Source organism: Prevotella dentalis DSM 3688, from assembly GCF_000242335.1.
Taxonomy (GTDB): Bacteria; Bacteroidota; Bacteroidia; order Bacteroidales; family Bacteroidaceae; genus Prevotella; species Prevotella seregens.
Map to the genome: position 1 here is coordinate 589,216 of NC_019960.1, position 16,100 is coordinate 605,315.

At 55.8% G+C, this 16,100-nt stretch carries 13 protein-coding genes and 1 tRNA gene; 10 read left to right on the forward strand and 4 right to left on the reverse strand.

Annotation, left to right across the window (positions count from 1 at the left end):
* Nucleotides 1-16: 16 nt before the first annotated feature.
* Both glmM and ettA read left to right on the forward strand, forming a co-directional pair.
* Nucleotides 17-1,408 carry a phosphoglucosamine mutase gene (glmM, locus tag PREDE_RS02380; protein WP_005843697.1) on the forward strand — a complete coding sequence of 464 codons (1,392 nt, stop codon included), beginning with the start codon at nt 17-19 and terminating at the stop codon, nt 1,406-1,408.
* A gap of 312 nt (nt 1,409-1,720) precedes the next feature.
* Nucleotides 1,721-3,418: an energy-dependent translational throttle protein EttA gene (gene ettA, locus PREDE_RS02385; protein ID WP_005843696.1), complete on the forward strand. Its 1,698-nt coding sequence runs from the start codon at nt 1,721-1,723 to the stop codon at nt 3,416-3,418.
* A 149-nt stretch (nt 3,419-3,567) separates the two neighbouring features.
* Here the strand turns inward: ettA and pheS are convergent, their stop codons facing one another.
* Nucleotides 3,568-4,605 (reverse strand): phenylalanine--tRNA ligase subunit alpha, encoded by a 1,038-nt coding sequence (gene pheS / locus PREDE_RS02390; protein ID WP_027952584.1) that lies wholly within the window; start codon nt 4,603-4,605, stop codon nt 3,568-3,570.
* A 145-nt stretch (nt 4,606-4,750) separates the two neighbouring features.
* Here pheS and PREDE_RS02395 point away from each other — a divergent pair, with 145 nt between their 5' ends.
* The 6 genes from PREDE_RS02395 to PREDE_RS02420 are packed head-to-tail and all read left to right on the forward strand — an operon-like array spanning nt 4,751 to nt 8,845.
* The gene (locus PREDE_RS02395; RefSeq protein ID WP_174264879.1) at nt 4,751-5,605 is read left to right on the forward strand and encodes a DUF4348 domain-containing protein; all 855 of its coding nucleotides are present in this window, start codon (nt 4,751-4,753) and stop codon (nt 5,603-5,605) included.
* Between the two features lie 20 nt (nt 5,606-5,625).
* Nucleotides 5,626-6,669 carry a UDP-N-acetylmuramate dehydrogenase gene (gene murB / locus PREDE_RS02400; protein WP_005843690.1) on the forward strand — a complete coding sequence of 348 codons (1,044 nt, stop codon included), beginning with the start codon at nt 5,626-5,628 and terminating at the stop codon, nt 6,667-6,669.
* Between the two features lie 14 nt (nt 6,670-6,683).
* Nucleotides 6,684-7,451: an MBL fold metallo-hydrolase gene (locus PREDE_RS02405; RefSeq protein WP_015298399.1), complete on the forward strand. Its 768-nt coding sequence runs from the start codon at nt 6,684-6,686 to the stop codon at nt 7,449-7,451.
* Between the two features lies 1 nt (nt 7,452).
* Complete coding sequence (locus PREDE_RS02410; RefSeq protein ID WP_005843686.1) at nt 7,453-7,731, forward strand: GNAT family N-acetyltransferase; 279 nt, start codon at nt 7,453-7,455, stop codon at nt 7,729-7,731.
* A 59-nt stretch (nt 7,732-7,790) separates the two neighbouring features.
* Nucleotides 7,791-8,291 carry a pyridoxamine 5'-phosphate oxidase family protein gene (locus PREDE_RS02415; RefSeq protein ID WP_005843684.1) on the forward strand — a complete coding sequence of 167 codons (501 nt, stop codon included), beginning with the start codon at nt 7,791-7,793 and terminating at the stop codon, nt 8,289-8,291.
* A 2-nt stretch (nt 8,292-8,293) separates the two neighbouring features.
* Entirely contained in the window at nt 8,294-8,845 is a 552-nt protein-coding gene (locus PREDE_RS02420; RefSeq protein ID WP_005843682.1) for an NUDIX hydrolase, read from the forward strand.
* Between the two features lie 159 nt (nt 8,846-9,004).
* Here the strand turns inward: PREDE_RS02420 and PREDE_RS02425 are convergent, their stop codons facing one another.
* Both PREDE_RS02425 and rlmD read right to left on the reverse strand, forming a co-directional pair.
* Nucleotides 9,005-9,877 carry a sigma-70 family RNA polymerase sigma factor gene (locus PREDE_RS02425; RefSeq protein ID WP_005843681.1) on the reverse strand — a complete coding sequence of 291 codons (873 nt, stop codon included), beginning with the start codon at nt 9,875-9,877 and terminating at the stop codon, nt 9,005-9,007.
* 155 nt (nt 9,878-10,032) lie between these two features.
* Nucleotides 10,033-11,499: a 23S rRNA (uracil(1939)-C(5))-methyltransferase RlmD gene (gene rlmD / locus PREDE_RS02430; protein WP_005843679.1), complete on the reverse strand. Its 1,467-nt coding sequence runs from the start codon at nt 11,497-11,499 to the stop codon at nt 10,033-10,035.
* Between the two features lie 255 nt (nt 11,500-11,754).
* Here rlmD and ppdK point away from each other — a divergent pair, with 255 nt between their 5' ends.
* The gene (gene ppdK / locus PREDE_RS02435; RefSeq protein WP_005843678.1) at nt 11,755-14,475 is read left to right on the forward strand and encodes a pyruvate, phosphate dikinase; all 2,721 of its coding nucleotides are present in this window, start codon (nt 11,755-11,757) and stop codon (nt 14,473-14,475) included.
* Between the two features lie 205 nt (nt 14,476-14,680).
* Here ppdK and PREDE_RS02440 read toward each other — a convergent pair.
* Nucleotides 14,681-14,754 (reverse strand) — tRNA-Arg (locus tag PREDE_RS02440).
* 252 nt (nt 14,755-15,006) lie between these two features.
* Here PREDE_RS02440 and asnA point away from each other — a divergent pair.
* Nucleotides 15,007-16,044 (forward strand): aspartate--ammonia ligase, encoded by a 1,038-nt coding sequence (gene asnA / locus PREDE_RS02445; protein WP_005843676.1) that lies wholly within the window; start codon nt 15,007-15,009, stop codon nt 16,042-16,044.
* Nucleotides 16,045-16,100: the final 56 nt, after the last annotated feature.

Below are 16,100 nucleotides of genomic sequence, written 5' to 3' on the forward strand. Positions count from 1 at the left end.
TTTTAAACAGCATGCTATGACATTAATCAAATCCATTTCGGGCATCCGCGGAACCATCGGCGGTCGCGCCGGCGACACCCTGAACCCGCTGGACATCGTGAAGTTTACCTCGGCCTATGCCACGTTCATCCGCCGCAGCGGCCAGTCGTTGAGCAACAGAATCGTCGTGGGCCGCGACGCCCGTATCTCGGGTTCCATGGTCAGCCACGTGGTCTGCGGCACACTGATGGGCATGGGTTACGACGTGGTCAACATTGGACTGGCCACCACGCCCACCACCGAGCTTGCCGTTCGCATGAGCGGAGCCGAGGGCGGCATCATCATCACGGCCAGCCATAACCCACGCCACTGGAACGCTTTGAAGCTGCTCAACCACGAGGGCGAGTTCTTGACCAAGGCCGACGGCAACGAAGTGCTCGACATTGCCGCGCATGAAGATTTTGATTTTGCCGACGTGGACCACATGGGCAGCTACACCGAGGACGACACTTACAACCAGCGTCACATCAACGCCGTGCTGGCACTCGATCTCGTGGACCTCGAAGCCATCCGCAAGGCCCACTTCCGTGTGGTGGTCGACACCGTGAACTCTGTGGGCGGCATCATCCTGCCCCAGCTGTTCCAGGCCCTTGGCGTGGAGGCCACTTTCCTCAACGGCGAGCCCAATGGCGACTTTGCGCACAACCCTGAACCCATCGAAAAGAACTTAGGCGGCATCATGCAGACCTGTGCCGGGGGCGGCTACGACCTCGGTGTGGTGGTCGATCCCGACGTGGACCGGCTGGCTTTCATTCAGGAAGACGGCCGCATGTATGGCGAAGAATACACGCTTGTCACCGTGGCCGACTATATTCTCGACCATGTGAAAGGCCCCACCGTGAGCAACCTGAGCTCCACGCGCGCCCTGCGCGACGTCACCGAGAAGCACGGTTGCACCTACTATGCGTCGGCCGTGGGCGAGGTGAACGTCACCACCAAGATGAAAGAGGTGGGTGCAGTCATTGGCGGCGAGGGCAACGGCGGCGTCATTTATCCCGAGAGCCACTATGGCCGCGACGCGCTGGTGGGCATTGCCCTCTTCTTGAGCAGCATGGCACAGAAGGGCCTCAAGGCCAGCGAGATGCGCGCCTCGTTCCCTGCTTACGCCATCGCCAAGAACCGCATCGACCTCACGCCCTCTACCGACGTGGACGCTATACTGCGTCAAGTCAAGGAGAAATACGGCCGCGAGGTCGGCGTGCAGGTGACCGACATCGACGGTGTGAAGCTCGACTTCCCCGACAAGTGGGTGCACCTGCGCAAGAGCAACACCGAGCCCATCATCCGTGTCTACAGCGAAGCGCCCACGATGGACGAGGCCGACAGGCTGGGCAAACTGCTCATGCAGGTGGTCTACGACATGCAGTGATCCTCCGGGCTGCGGCCCATTCCCATACACCGACGGCAGAATGGTCTTTCCATTCTGCCGTTTTCGTTGTGTGGCTGCGCCGCAATCGCGGGGCCGTTGTGCCGTAATCGCCGGGCCATTACGGCGCAAAGGCCATGCGGTTGCGGCGCGTTCGTTCTGTCCCTGTGCCGTCCGCTTCCCGCCATGCCGCCGCCGCGGAGGCTGCATGTTGCCCGGATGGGCATAAAAAGTCGGCTTTTTTCGATGCCAATTGCCCTAAAATGCTTATATTTGCACAGGTAAAGCTATTACACGTTAAACAACCAACATTTCATGGCAACAGTAGACGACAAGAAGATTATCTTCTCCATGGTCGGGGTGTCAAAGATTATCCCGCAGAACCAGAAACAGATATTGAAGAACATTTACCTCTCGTTCTTCTATGGTGCAAAGATTGGCATCATCGGTCTCAACGGCGCGGGCAAGTCCACGCTGATGAAAATCATTGCCGGGCTGGAGCAGCCCACGCAGGGCGATGTAGTGTGGAGTCCCGGCTATACCGTGGGCTACCTGCCCCAGGATCCGCCTCTCAACGAGGCCAAGACCGTGAAGGAGAACGTGCAGGAGGGCGTGCAACACATCTACGATGCGCTGAAAGAGTACGACGACATCAACGTCAAGTTCGGCATGGAAGAGTATTACAGCGACGCCGACAAGATGGAACAGCTGATGAAGCGGCAGACCGAGGTGCAGGATATAATCGACGCCACCGACGCCTGGAACATCGATTCCAAGCTCGACCGGGCCATGGCCGCCATGCGCTGTCCGGCCGGCGACGCTTCGGTGGAGCACCTCTCGGGGGGCGAGCGCCGCCGCGTGGCCCTGTGCCGGTTGCTGTTGCAGAAGCCCGACGTGCTGCTGCTCGACGAGCCAACCAACCATCTCGACGCCGAGAGCATTGACTGGTTGGAGCAGCATTTGCAGCAGTACGAGGGCACGGTGATAGCCGTAACCCACGACCGCTACTTCCTCGACGACGTGAGCGAATGGATTCTCGAGCTCGACCGTGGCGAGGGCATTCCCTGGAAAGGCAACTACTCGTCGTGGCTCGAGCAGAAGACCACGCGCATGGCCCAGGAGGAGAAGTCGGCTTCTAAGCGCCGCAAGACGCTGGAGCGCGAGCTCGAGTGGGTGCGCATGGCTCCGAAGGCGCGCCAGGCCAAGGGCAAGGCCCGTCTGAACTCCTACGAGCAGATGCTGGGCGAGGAGCAGAAAGATCGCGAGGAAAAGCTGGAAATCTTCATCCCCAACGGCCCGCGCCTGGGCAACAAGGTCATCGAGGCCGTGCATGTGCAGAAGGCTTTCGGCGAGAAAGTACTCTTCTCCGACCTCAACTTCACGCTGCCGCCCAACGGCATCGTGGGCGTGATAGGCCCCAACGGTGCGGGCAAGACCACGCTTTTCCGCCTCATCATGGGCCTCGACCGGGCCGACGGCGGCACGTTCGAGGTGGGCGAGACCGTGAAACTGGCCTACGTAGACCAGCAGCATAAGGACATCGACCCCACGAAAAGCGTGTACGACGTGGTGTCGGGCGGCACCGAGAGTTTCTGCATGGGCGGCCGCGACGTCAATGCGCGGGCCTATCTTTCGCGTTTCAACTTCTCGGGCAACGACCAGGGTAAGCTCTGTGGCGTGCTCTCGGGAGGCGAGCGCAACCGCCTGCAGCTGGCCCTGGCCCTGAAACAGGAGGGCAATGTGCTGCTGCTTGACGAGCCCACCAACGACATCGACGTGAACACGCTACGCGCCCTGGAGGAGGGTCTGGAGGCTTTTGCCGGTTGTGCCGTGGTCATCAGCCACGACCGCTGGTTCCTCGACCGCATCTGCACCCACATCCTGGCTTTCGAGGGCAACGGCGAGGTGGTGTTCTTCGAGGGCGACTATTCCGACTACGAGATCAACAAGGCCCGTCGTCTGGGCAACGAGGAAATCAAAAAAGGCCGCTACCGCAAGCTCATGGAAGACTGAACCCTGCGTTCCGGCCGGCCGTGACATCCGCCATGGATGCCCCGGCCGGCCGGAATGGCTGATGATAAAAAGCAACACAGCCGACCCTCCTGCGTGCATGCAGGGAGAGTCGGCTGTGTTGCCGTATATGTTCCGTATGCGGTTGACGCTTAGTAGGCGCTCTGGAACTGCTCCAGGAAACGGGTGTCGTTCTCCGAAAAGAGGCGCAGGTCGTTCACGCGGTACTTCAGATTGGTGATGCGCTCCACGCCCATGCCGAAAGCATAGCCCGTGTAGACCTCGGGGTCGATGCCGCAGGCTTCCAGGTCGTGCGGGTCTACCATGCCGCAGCCCAGTATCTCCACCCAGCCCGTGTGCTTGCAGAAGCCGCAGCCCTTGCCGCCGCAGATGTTGCAGGAAATGTCCATTTCAGCACTGGGTTCGGTGAAGGGGAAGTAGCTCGGGCGGAGCCGAATCTTGGTGTCGGGGCCGAACATCTCGCGGGCAAAGGTGAGGAGCACCTGCTTCAAGTCGGTGAAGCTCACGTTCTTGTCCACATAGAGGCCCTCCACCTGGTGGAAGAAGCAGTGGGCGCGGGCCGAGATGGCTTCGTTGCGATACACTCGGCCGGGGCAGAGCACGCGGATGGGCGGCTCGTGGGTCTCCATGTAGTGGGCCTCGTCGCCCGAGGTATGCGAGCGGAGCAACACGTTCTTGGTCACGTCGTCCTTGTTCTGCGAAATGAAAAACGTGTCCTGCATGTCGCGGGCAGGGTGGTCGGCAGCGAAGTTGAGCATGGTGAACACGTGCTTGTCGTCGTCTATCTCTGGTCCGTTGTAGAGCGTGAAGCCCATGCGCTGGAAGATGCTGATGATCTCGTTCTTGACAATGGTGAGCGGGTGGCGCGTGCCGAGGCCGATGGGGTAGGCCGTGCGGGTGAGGTCGATGCTCTCCGTACCGGTCTCGGTGGTCTCTATTTGCTCGCGCAACTCGTTGATTTTGTCGGTGGCTGCCTGCTTGAGTTCGTTGATTTTAATGCCCACAGCTCGCTTCTGGTCGGCGGCCACGTTGCGGAAGTCGGCCATGACGGCGTTGATTTCACCTTTTTTGCTCAGGTATTTCAGCCTGAGCTGCTCGATGTCCTCTGCATTCTTGGCCGAGAGGGCCGCCACTTCCTTGAGAAGTGCTTCTATCTTTTCTAATATCATAATCGTTTGTTGCTTGCTGTGATAGCCGTTTGCAGTTGCCTTTTGCATGGCTTTTTCACGGTGTGCAAAGTTACTAATTTTATCGGAAAAAGTGAACCTATCTAAAAAATAATGTGTAATTTTGCCTTGTTTTATGAACGATTTTATGAGAAAAGTTTTACTATTCGCCGTTCTGTCGGCCGCTCTGCTGACCGTGTTGGTGCCCACGGGGTGTATCCATAAGAAAGCGGAGGCACAGGACTCGCTGCAGGCCGATTCGCTGGCGGCCGACACCTCGGCCGCGGATTCTGCCGAGAGCATCATCTCGGAGACCCCCATGCCCAAGGCGGCTGACGAACTGTTCGACGACTTTGTGTTCAATTTCGCCGCCAACCGCAAGCTGCAATGGCGGCGCATTGTCTTCCCCTTGCCGGTCTACCGCGACGGCAAGCTGGAGAAAAAGATAGGGCGCGATGCCTGGAAGATGGAGCGTTTCTTCATGCGGCAGGAATACTACACGCTCATTTTCGACAACGAGCGACAGAAAAATCTGGTGAAGGATACCACCATCGACCATGTGGTCATCGAGAAAATTTTCTTCCGGCTCAAGACGGTGCAGCAGTTCCTCTTCAACCGGGTGAACGGCGAGTGGATGCTGACATCAATGAATTACAAGCCGATGTACCAGAACCAGAACGCCAGCTTCCTGAAGTTTTACCAGCGGTTTGCCACCGATTCGGCTTTCCAAGTGAGGAGCATGGCCGACGAGGTGCAGTTTACGGCTCCCGACCCCGAGGACGATTTCTCGACCATCAGCGGGGTGATGATGCCCCAGCAGTGGCCCGACTTCAAGCCGAGCCTCATCCCCAGTGGCATCATCTACAACATTCTGTACGGACAGAAGTACACGGAATCGGGCAAGAAGATATTCCTCATCCGCGGCATTGCCAACGGTCTGGAAATCGAAATGACCTTCAAGCGGATGGGCGGACACTGGAAGCTGACCAAGTTTAACAGTTGACACCCGCACGGCTACACACCATGAAGACTTATAAGAACTATTCCCTGCTCCGCCACAACACGTTTGGCATAGACCAGCATTGCGACATGCTGGCCGTCTATGCGTCCGTGGACGATGCCGTGGCCGTGGCCCGGTCGTGGGCGGCCACGCGTGGCCCCCTGCTCATTCTGGGCGGAGGCAGCAACCTGCTACTCACGCAGGACTTTCGCGGACTGGTGGCAACACCTGAGAAACGCTTCGACGTGGAGCAGCAAACGGTGCCCAACGATGGCGGCAAGACCCGTCTGCGCTGCTGGGCCGGCACCTGTTTCGACGAGGTGGTGGCCTATGCTGTGGCCCGTGGGCTCTGCGGCATGGAGAACCTGAGCCTCATACCCGGCGAGTGTGGCGCGTCGGCCGTGCAGAACATCGGTGCCTATGGAGTCGAGGCCAAGGACATTATTATTGAGGTGGAGGCCGTGGAGCTGGAGACGGGACGGGTGGTGACCCTTGCCCCGGCCGACTGCGACTATGGCTACCGCATGAGCCGGTTCAAGCGGGAGTGGCGCGACAAGTTCCTGATAACCCATGTCACCTACGAGCTTTCGCGCACGTTCGTGCCGCACCTCGACTATGGCAACATCCGCGCCATGCTCGAGTCGGCCCGCGTGGATGCCGGAAACCTGACGGTGGGACAGCTGCGCGAGACCATCATCGGCATTCGCCGTGCCAAGCTGCCCGACCCCGAGGAACTGGGCAATGCGGGCAGTTTCTTCATGAATCCCATGGTCGACGAGCCCACTTTCCGGCGGCTTCAGGCCGAGTTCCCCGGGTTGCACTATTTCGAGGTGCCGGGGCCCGAGGGACGTCTGGGCTACAAGATACCGGCCGGCTGGATGATCGAGCAGTGCGGCTGGAAAGGCAAGTCGCTGGGACGGGCCGGTGTTTATGACAAACAGGCCTTGGTATTGGTGAACCGTGGCGGGGCCACGGGGGCCGAGGTGGTGGCTCTGATGGAGGCCATCCAGCAGGATGTGGAGCGCAAGTTCGGTCTGCACATCCAGCCCGAAGTAAATATCAAATAGAGAAAGGCAAAGCATTGAAAATCAGATTTATCGGTACAGGAACATCGAATGGCGTCCCAGTGTTGGGCTGCAACTGCGAGGTGTGCCGGAGCACGGCCCCTCGTGACAAGCGCATGCGCGCGGCGGCCTTGCTCGAGACCGCCGACACGCGCATTCTCATCGACTGTGGGCCCGACATCCGCATGCAGCTGTTGCCCCAGGAATTTCGGCCGATAAACGGTGTGCTGCTCACCCATGAGCACTACGACCACACCGGGGGACTGGACGATTTGCGCCCGTATTGTCGGTTTGGCGACATCAACGTCTATGCCAATGCGCAAACCGTGAAAGCCGTGCGCCACAACTTCCCCTATTGTTTTGCCGACCATCTGTATCCCGGTGTGCCCCGTTTCAACCTGCATGCCGTGGAGAAGCATGTGCCTTTCAGGGTGGGCGGCATAGAGGTGACGCCCATCGAGGTGATGCACGGCCGGCTGCCCATCCTGGGCTATCGCTTTGGGCCGCTGGCCTATATCACGGATATGAAGACCCTGGCCGACGAGGAAATGGAATGGCTGCGGGGAGTGAAGACGCTGGTTGTTAATGCCCTGCGCTGGGAGAAACCTCACCACAGCCACATGCTCATCCCCGAAGCCATCGCCTTTGCCCAGCGCGTCGGGGCGGAGCATACTTATTTTACCCACCTCACCCACCTCATTGGGCTGCACAGCGAGGCCTCCCTCCAGTTGCCACACGGCGTAGCATTCGCCTATGATGGGGAGGAAATAGAAATAAATATATAAAATGGAAGTAAAAGTAACGGTCAACAACGACGGGGGCACGGTGACGGCCTACGAGGAAGGGACCCAAGTAGGGCAACTCGACTTCGTGTTCATGCAAGGCGGCTTGTCCATCGAACACACCAGAACATTCAAGGGACATGAAGGCAAGGGCGTGGCCGGTGACTTGGTACAGGCTGCTACCGACTACGCGGTGGACCACAATCTGAAAGTCAGGCCCTTGTGCTCGTATGCGGAGGCTTGGTACGAGCGTCATCCGCAATACAGTGGCATGCTGGTGTGATGCGCTGTGGCAAGTGCATTTGACGAGATGAAAGAAATAAAAACATGAAGTGATAAGCCATGAAAGAGTTTAGAACCATGCGCCGCAAGCGCCAGTTGCTTTCAGAAGAAGAGAGCATTAGAATATTGAACAATGCAACTTCGGGCGTGTTGTCGCTCATGGGGGATGAGGGCTATCCGTATGGAGTGCCCATCAGCCATGTCTATCATGAGGGCAAACTCTATTTCCACTCGGCCCTGAGAGGGCACAAGATAGATGCCGTCAGGAACAATTCGCGGGCATCTTTTACGGTCATTGCGGCAGATGAGGTTCATCCGGAAGAGTTCACCACCTATTTTCGCAGTGTCATCTGCTTTGGACAGGTGCATGTCATCGAGGACGACGGGGAGAAGATGCGCACCATCCGGCTGCTCTCGGAACGCTACAACCCCGGCGACGAAGAGGGATTCCAGCATGAAGTGCAGAAAGACTTCAAGCACATGTGCATGATTTGTTTCGACATAGAGCACCTCACCGGCAAGGAAGCCATTGAGTTGGTAAGGGCTAAAAGCGGCAAGTAGGGATGCGAACAAATCAGGAACTGGAATGGAAAACGCTGGAGACGAAATATCTCATCAAGCGTAAGTGGCTGACAGCCAAGGTCGAGAAAGTGGAACTTCCCGATGGTCGTGTCCATGACGAGTATTACACGCTGGAGTATCCCGCGTGGACCAATGTGATTGCCATAACAAAAGACGGCGAGATGATTTTGGAACGCCAGTGGAGGCATGGGCTGAAGGTGGTTTCGACAGAGATTCCTGCCGGAGTCGTGGAGGAGGGCGAGGAGCCCATGGAGGCGGCCAAGCGCGAACTTCGGGAGGAGACAGGCTTCGGCGGGGGCCAATGGACGGAGTTCATGGTCTCATCGCCCAATCCGGGTGCGATGAACAACCGATGCTATACTTATCTGGCAGAGGGTGTGGAGCGAGTGTCGGGCACGCACCTTGATGCCACGGAAGATATGGATGTGTTTCTTTGCAGCAAGGCCAAAGTGCTTGAAATGCTTGTGGCGGGCAAGTTCTGCCAGGCCCTGATGCTGGCTCCGCTCTGGAAATATTTTGCAACGAACAAATGACTCCGCCCTATGGAGTCTCCAAGATATGGGGTGCATCCATTAAATGCGTGGTAAGAAAATAAAAGGTGTGTCACTGCAAACAACTGGAGTTGATATGCAGTGACACACCCTCAATAGGAACGAAAGCAAGGCGCCCCAGGTTTTTCTGGCAACGGTTGCTTACCCCAAATACTTGATCAGGAGCTTGGCATAGCCGCTCTCGCGCAGCTTCACGATGCTCTTTTCGCGAATTTGACGGACGCGTTCGCGCGTGAGTCCAAGCTGGTCGCCTATCTCTTCGAGCCCTTTTTCGTGGCAGCCTATGCCGAAACATTCGCGGACAATGGTAATCTCCCGGTCTTTCAGCACATTGCGAAGAACGGTGTCAAGTTCCTTGGCCATGCTCTCATAGTCCACCTGTTTGTCAGTACGGCTGTCGTCGCCAGAGGAGAGCACATCGGCCATGCTGTTGTCGTCGTCCTCCTGAAAAGGGGCGTCGATGCTCATATGATGGTTGTCGGCCTTGATGGTCTGGTCTATCTTGGCCTCGTCGATATTGGTCAGGTTGGAGAGTTCCTGCACCGAAGGGCGGCGCTGGTTCTTCTGTTCAAACTTTGAAATCTCGGAATTGATTTTGGACAGGGCGCCTACTTGGTTGAGCGGCAGACGCACAATGCGGCTCTGCTCGGCGATGGCCTGCAGGATGCTCTGGCGTATCCACCATACGGCATAAGAGATGAATTTGAAGCCACGCGTCTCGTCGAATTTCTCGGCAGCCTTGACAAGTCCGATGTTGCCCTCGTCAATCAGGTCGGTCAGACCAAGTCCTTGATGCTGATATTGCTTGGCCACAGAAACCACAAAACGGAGATTGGCCTTGACAAGCTTCTCTTTGGCCCGTTCGCCCTCGCGTCCTCCCTTGCGGATGGCCTGGGCTAACTCGATCTCCTCATCTACCGTAATCATGGGCACACGGCCAATTTCTACCAAGTATTTGTCCAGTGCTTCGCTGGAACGGTTCGTAATGCTCTTCTGAATTTTAAGTTGACGCATGTCTTTGTTTCCTTATAGCAATAATGTGCACTAATACCTTATATTACCTGAATAACTTGCCCGACAGGGAAAAGTCGTGCAAAGGTACGAAAAGAAATGCTTGAACGGCGTTTTTTAACGAATTTTAATTTGAAAGAATGCCTTATCCTCAACAACTATACATCGCGCCGCTGGAGCAATACTACATTCTCTACATGGGGAGTATGGGGGAACATGTCGACCGGCTGCACGGCTGTCACTCGATAATCGGCATCGAGCAAAGACAGGTCACGGGCTTGGGTGGCCGGATTGCAGCTGACGTAGACAATTCGTCGTGGAGCTGCTCCAAGAATGACATTGACCACATCGGGGTGCATGCCGGCCCGTGGCGGGTCGGTGATGATAATGTCGGGACGGCCATGCTCCCGGACGAAGTCGGGCGTGAGGATATTTTTCATGTCGCCGGCATAGAACTCGGTGTTGTCGATATGGTTGATTTGGCTGTTGATGCGTGCGTCGTCGATGGCCTCGGGTACATATTCAATACCGATGACCTTGCGTGCCCGGTGGGCCACAAAGTTGGCAATGGTACCCGTGCCAGTATAGAGATCATAGATGAGCGATGGGTGTTGCGAATCTGCTGTGGCGCCTGGTGTTGATTTGGGCATAAAGCAAAAGTCGCGGGCCACGCAATAGAGGTGATAGGCCTGCTCGGTGTTGGTCTGGTAGAAACTCTTGGGCCCCACTTTGAATTTCAGGTCTTCCATGGTTTCGTAGATGAAGTCGTTGCCTTTGAAAGTGGTGAGTTCCAGATCGCCGATGGTGTCGTTGCCTTTCTGATTATCCACATAGATAAGCGAACTGATTTGGGGAAACCGGTCGGCAAGATGCTGCAGCAGTTGGTGGGCCCGGTGCTCGTCGCCCGCCTCGTCGTAGTGGAACTGCACCAGTAGCATCCACTCTCCCGTGTTTGAAGTGCGGAACATCAGGCTACGTAGCAATCCCCGCTGAGCCCGCACGTCGTAAAAGGTCATGCCCGTTTCCTTGGCATAACGCTCTGTCTCGTTGCGTATTTCATTATGCAGGTCGTCCATGAGCCAACATTTGCGAATGGGATAAATCTTGTCAAAGGCTCCGGTGATGTGAAACCCAATGGCGGAATTGTCGTTCGTGGCCAAATCGAGGCTGGGGTTCTGCAATTCTTCATGTGTGAACCACCGCTTGTTGCAGCAGCCAAACTCCAGTTTATTGCGATATTCCAGCGTCTTCACGGAGCCCATGATGTTGCGGAAAGGGGGTAAGTCCACCTTTCCGATACGCGAGAGCTGGTCGAATACCTGTTGCTGTTTGGCTTGGAGTTGGGTCTCATAAGGAAGATTCTGCCACTTGCATCCGCCACAAATGCCAAAGTGCTCGCACGCGGGAGTGGCACGTATGCTGCTCGGCGTGACCATCCGCTCCACGCGGCCCTCACCATATCGGTGCTTTTTCTTGGTAAGCTGTACGTCGACCACGTCGCCGGGCACACAGAAAGGCACGAATACCACCAGGTCTTCATGGTGGAAGAGGCACTTGCCCTCTGCAGCAATGGCCTCGATGGTGACATTCTCAAGTAGTGGTAATTTCTTGTTCTTTCTGCTCATCTTGTTCTGTTTTGACCGCAAAGTTAGCGATTAAATGCGAGATAGACTATGGACATACTAAGAAATGTGGATAATTAGACTTGGTAGTTCCCCTTGTGAGAACAGATGGAAATCGATTTGTTTGCGGTAACAAATAATTTTGTCAACTCGACATGGCATTTCTTGGAAAAAAGTTTGGGGAATAGTTTTTAAAGTGTTATCTTTGCATAAAGGAATATATTAACTTAAAACAAATAAGATTACCTGTTCAAGACTATGAGTGAAAAAAGAGTTTACCTCTTCGGAAACGGCAAGGCGGAAGGCAAGGCCGACATGAAAAATCTGCTCGGCGGAAAAGGTGCCAACCTGGCAGAAATGAATTTGATAGGTGTACCCGTGCCTCCTGGCTTTACGATTACAACCGATGTATGTAACGAATACTTTGAAAAAGGCAAGGAAGAAGTTGTAGCACTCCTTAGGGAAAGTGTTGTGAATGGTGTGAAGCATGTGGAACAGCTCATGGGGCTGAAGTTTGGTGATGCCACCAATCCGCTTCTCATGAGCGTGCGTTCGGGTGCCCGTGCTTCCATGCCCGGTATGATGGACACCATTCTGAACCTGGGTCTGAACGACGAAGTGGTGACAGGCCTGGCCAAGAAGACCGGCAACGAGCGTTTTGCTTATGACAGCTATCGCCGTTTCGTGCAGATGTATGGCGACGTGGTGCTGGGCATGAAGCCGTTGAACAAGGAAGACATTGACCCGTTTGAGGCCATCATCCAGAAAGTCAAGGCACAGCGCGGAATTCATCTCGACAACGAGATGAGCGTGGACGAACTCAAGAGCTTGGTGGTGCTCTTCAAAGAAGCCATCAAGGAACAGACTGGAAAGGAGTTCCCCAACGACCCGATGGAGCAGCTTTGGGGAGCCATCTGCGCCGTATTTGACAGCTGGATGAACGACCGAGCCATCCTCTATCGGAAGATGGAGGGGATTCCGCAGGAGTGGGGTACGGCTGTCACCGTGATGGCCATGGTGTTTGGCAATATGGGCAACACTTCGGCTACTGGCGTATGCTTCAGTCGTGATGCCGCCACGGGTGAGAACCGCTTCAATGGTGAGTATCTGGTCAACGCCCAGGGCGAAGACGTAGTGGCCGGCATTCGCACGCCCCAGCAGATTACACGTGAAGGCTCGTTGCGTTGGGCCGCCCAGCAAGGAATAGAGGAAGAGGTACGTGTCTCGAAGTATCCTTCGATGGAGGAAGCCATGCCAGAAATATTCCAGCAGTTGAACGACTTGCAGGAGAAGCTCGAGAATCACTACCACGACATGCAGGATATGGAGTTTACAGTTCAGGAAGGTAAGTTGTGGTTCCTCCAGACCCGCAACGGAAAGCGCACAGGGACAGCTATGGTGAGGATAGCCATGAACTTGCTTCACGAGGGACAGATTGACGAGAAGACGGCCCTGCTCCGCTGTGAACCCAATAAATTGGATGAGCTGTTGCATCCGGTATTTGACAAAGAGGCACTGGCCCAGGCCCATGTGCTGACACGCGGCTTGCCTGCTTCGCCGGGTGCGGCTTGCGGTCAGGTTGTGTTCTTCGCCGATGACGCGGCTGCCTGGCATGCCGAGGGCCGTCAGGTGGTGATGGTTCGTATTGAGACTTCGCCCGAAGACTTGGCCGGCATGAGTGCAGCAGAGGGTATTCTGACGGCACGCGGCGGCATGACGTCGCACGCAGCCGTGGTAGCCCGCGGCATGGGCAAATGCTGTGTGAGCGGTGCTGGCGCCATCAATGTGGACTATAAAAGCCGCACGGTGGAGATAGACGGAACTGTACTCAAGGAGGGAGACTACATCTCGCTGAACGGTTCGACGGGTGAAGTGTATGCCGGCGAGGTAAAGACACGTCCCGCCGAGGTGACCGGTGACTTTGCCGAACTGATGAAACTCTGTAGTAAATACTCGAAACTTGTCGTGCGTACCAATGCCGACACCCCGCATGACGCAGAGGTGGCCCGCAATTTTGGTGCCGTGGGCATCGGCTTGTGTCGTACAGAGCACATGTTTTTTGAGAATGAGAAGATTAAAGCCATGCGCGAAATGATTCTGGCCGACACGACCGAGGGCCGCGAACGCGCGCTGGAGAAGCTGCTTCCCTATCAGAAGCAAGACTTCTACGGCATTCTCAAGTGCATGGACGGCATGCCCGTCAACATTCGTCTGCTCGACCCGCCCTTGCACGAATTCGTACCGCACGACCTCGCTGGCCAGGAAATCATGGCTCAAGAGATGGGCGTAAGCGTCAAGAAGATTCAGGATCGCGTCCAGTCACTCAGTGAGCACAATCCCATGCTCGGTCTTCGTGGCTGCCGTTTGGGCAACACTTTTCCTGAAATTACGGCCATGCAGACGCGTGCTATCCTCGGTGCTGCCGTACAGTTGAAGAAAGAAGGCTACGACCCGCATCCCGAAATCATGGTGCCTCTCGTGGGTATCGTCAATGAGCTCGACGCTCAGGAGCGCGTGATTCGCGACACAGCACGCAAGCTCTTTGCCGAAGAGGGAGTATCCATTGACTTTAAGGTGGGCACCATGATAGAGATTCCGCGTGCTGCCCTCACTGCCGATAAGATTGCCGTGAAAGCCGAATATTTCAGCTTTGGTACCAATGATTTGACGCAGATGACCTTTGGTTACAGCCGTGACGACATTGCCAGCTTCCTGCCTTCTTATCTGGAAAAGAAGATTCTCGACGTGGATCCTTTCCAGGTTCTCGACCAGAACGGTGTTGGACAGTTGGTACAGATGGCCGTCAAGAAAGGGCGTTCTGTGCGTCCTGACCTCAAATGCGGTATCTGTGGCGAGCATGGCGGCGAACCCTCTTCCGTGAAGTTCTGCCATCATGCCGGCCTCAACTACGTGAGCTGCTCACCTTTCCGCGTACCCATTGCCCGTTTGGCTGCGGCGCAGGCAGCGGTGGAAGAATAGGGAAAAACTCTCTGTCATAAATTTGGCGGGAGCTGAGGTCATCAAAGACAGGCCTCAGTTCCCGCTTTTTGTATGGTTGTCTTTTCTGGATTTCTGAGCGGAATGTAATGTTTGGAATATAATTTGCATTTCTTTTTCGGCTTTCCCGTGAGCATAAAAAAGGCGGAAATCCTTTGTAAAAAGGCTTTCCGCTTGGTTTAATGAGTGACCCCGGCGGGACTCAAACCCACGACACTCAGAACCGGAATCTGATGCTCTATTCAACTGAGCTACGGGGCCATGGTATCATTCGGGTGCAAAAGTAAGTATTTTTTAGGAAACAGCAAAATGAAAACCGAAAAAAAGAAATCGCTTTCTATATGATATATGATGGCGGCAGCACACAATTTAATCTCTGAAGAAAGCATTAAGCACAAAAAAACAACATTTTTCTGTCATTTTGTGAAATGTTTAAGAGGAAACGCTTGCAGTTTAATAATTAATCGTTAACTTTGCACTCACAAGATAAATTACACGCAAACCACGCAGAATATGAGTCAACTGATTAAACCGAAAGACTATAAAGCATTGCTCGACATGCGCCAGACGGAGCAGGGCATCAAGCAAATAAAGGAATTCTTCCAGCAGAACCTCTCCACCGAGCTTCGGCTCCGTCGTGTCACGGCCCCGCTCTTTGTGCTGCAGGGACTGGGCATCAACGACGATTTGAACGGCGTGGAGCGTCCGGTGACTTTCCCCATCAAGGATTTGGGCGATGCCAGAGCCGAAGTGGTGCACTCGCTGGCCAAGTGGAAACGGCTGACTCTTGCCGAATACGAGATAGAGCCGGGATATGGCATTTACACTGACATGAATGCCATACGAGCCGATGAAGAGCTCGACAATCTGCACTCACTCTATGTGGATCAGTGGGACTGGGAGGCCGTTATCACGGGCGAACAGCGCACCCTCGGACACTTGCAAGACGTGGTGCGGCGCATCTATGCCGCCATCCTGCGCACGGAGTTCATGACCTGTGAAATCTATCCTCAGCTCAAGCCTTTCCTGCCCGCGGACATCCATTTCATCCATAGTCAGGAGCTGCTGGACATGTATCCCGGCCTGAGCCCCAAGGAACGTGAGGATGCCATCTGCAAGAAATACGGCGCAGTGTTCGTTGAAGGCATCGGCAGCAAGCTGTCTGACGGAAAGAAACACGACGGCCGCGCCCCCGACTACGACGATTGGTCGACTGTGGCCGAGAACGGACGGCAAGGGCTCAACGGCGACATACTCATTTGGTATCCCGTGCTGGGCCGCTCAGTTGAGCTGAGCTCCATGGGCATCCGCGTGGATCGGGAGGCATTGCTGCGCCAGCTGCAGGCCGAGGGAAAGGAGGAGCGTGGGCAGCTCTACTTCCATCGCCGCCTGCTCGAGGGCAAGCTGCCGCAGAGCATCGGCGGCGGTATCGGGCAGAGCCGCCTGTGCATGCTCATGTTGCACAAGGCCCACATCGGCGAGATTCAGGCCAGTATCTGGCCCGACGAGATGTACAAGGAGTGCGAGGCATGGGGCATGCCGCTCATCTGAACGGGCTCCCGCGCCACGGGACAAATTGAATGACGAAGCCTCCCCGGTCTGGCCGG

Coding starts and splice junctions, on each gene's coding strand:
- glmM (WP_005843697.1), top strand. CDS start 17: ATGACATTAATCAAATCCATTTCGGGCATCCGCGGAACCATCGGCGGT.
- ettA (WP_005843696.1), top strand. CDS start 1,721: ATGGCAACAGTAGACGACAAGAAGATTATCTTCTCCATGGTCGGGGTG.
- pheS (WP_027952584.1), bottom strand. CDS start 4,605: ATGATATTAGAAAAGATAGAAGCACTTCTCAAGGAAGTGGCGGCCCTC.
- PREDE_RS02395 (WP_174264879.1), top strand. CDS start 4,751: ATGAGAAAAGTTTTACTATTCGCCGTTCTGTCGGCCGCTCTGCTGACC.
- murB (WP_005843690.1), top strand. CDS start 5,626: ATGAAGACTTATAAGAACTATTCCCTGCTCCGCCACAACACGTTTGGC.
- PREDE_RS02410 (WP_005843686.1), top strand. CDS start 7,453: ATGGAAGTAAAAGTAACGGTCAACAACGACGGGGGCACGGTGACGGCC.
- PREDE_RS02415 (WP_005843684.1), top strand. CDS start 7,791: ATGAAAGAGTTTAGAACCATGCGCCGCAAGCGCCAGTTGCTTTCAGAA.
- PREDE_RS02420 (WP_005843682.1), top strand. CDS start 8,294: ATGCGAACAAATCAGGAACTGGAATGGAAAACGCTGGAGACGAAATAT.
- PREDE_RS02425 (WP_005843681.1), bottom strand. CDS start 9,877: ATGCGTCAACTTAAAATTCAGAAGAGCATTACGAACCGTTCCAGCGAA.
- rlmD (WP_005843679.1), bottom strand. CDS start 11,499: ATGAGCAGAAAGAACAAGAAATTACCACTACTTGAGAATGTCACCATC.
- ppdK (WP_005843678.1), top strand. CDS start 11,755: ATGAGTGAAAAAAGAGTTTACCTCTTCGGAAACGGCAAGGCGGAAGGC.
- asnA (WP_005843676.1), top strand. CDS start 15,007: ATGAGTCAACTGATTAAACCGAAAGACTATAAAGCATTGCTCGACATG.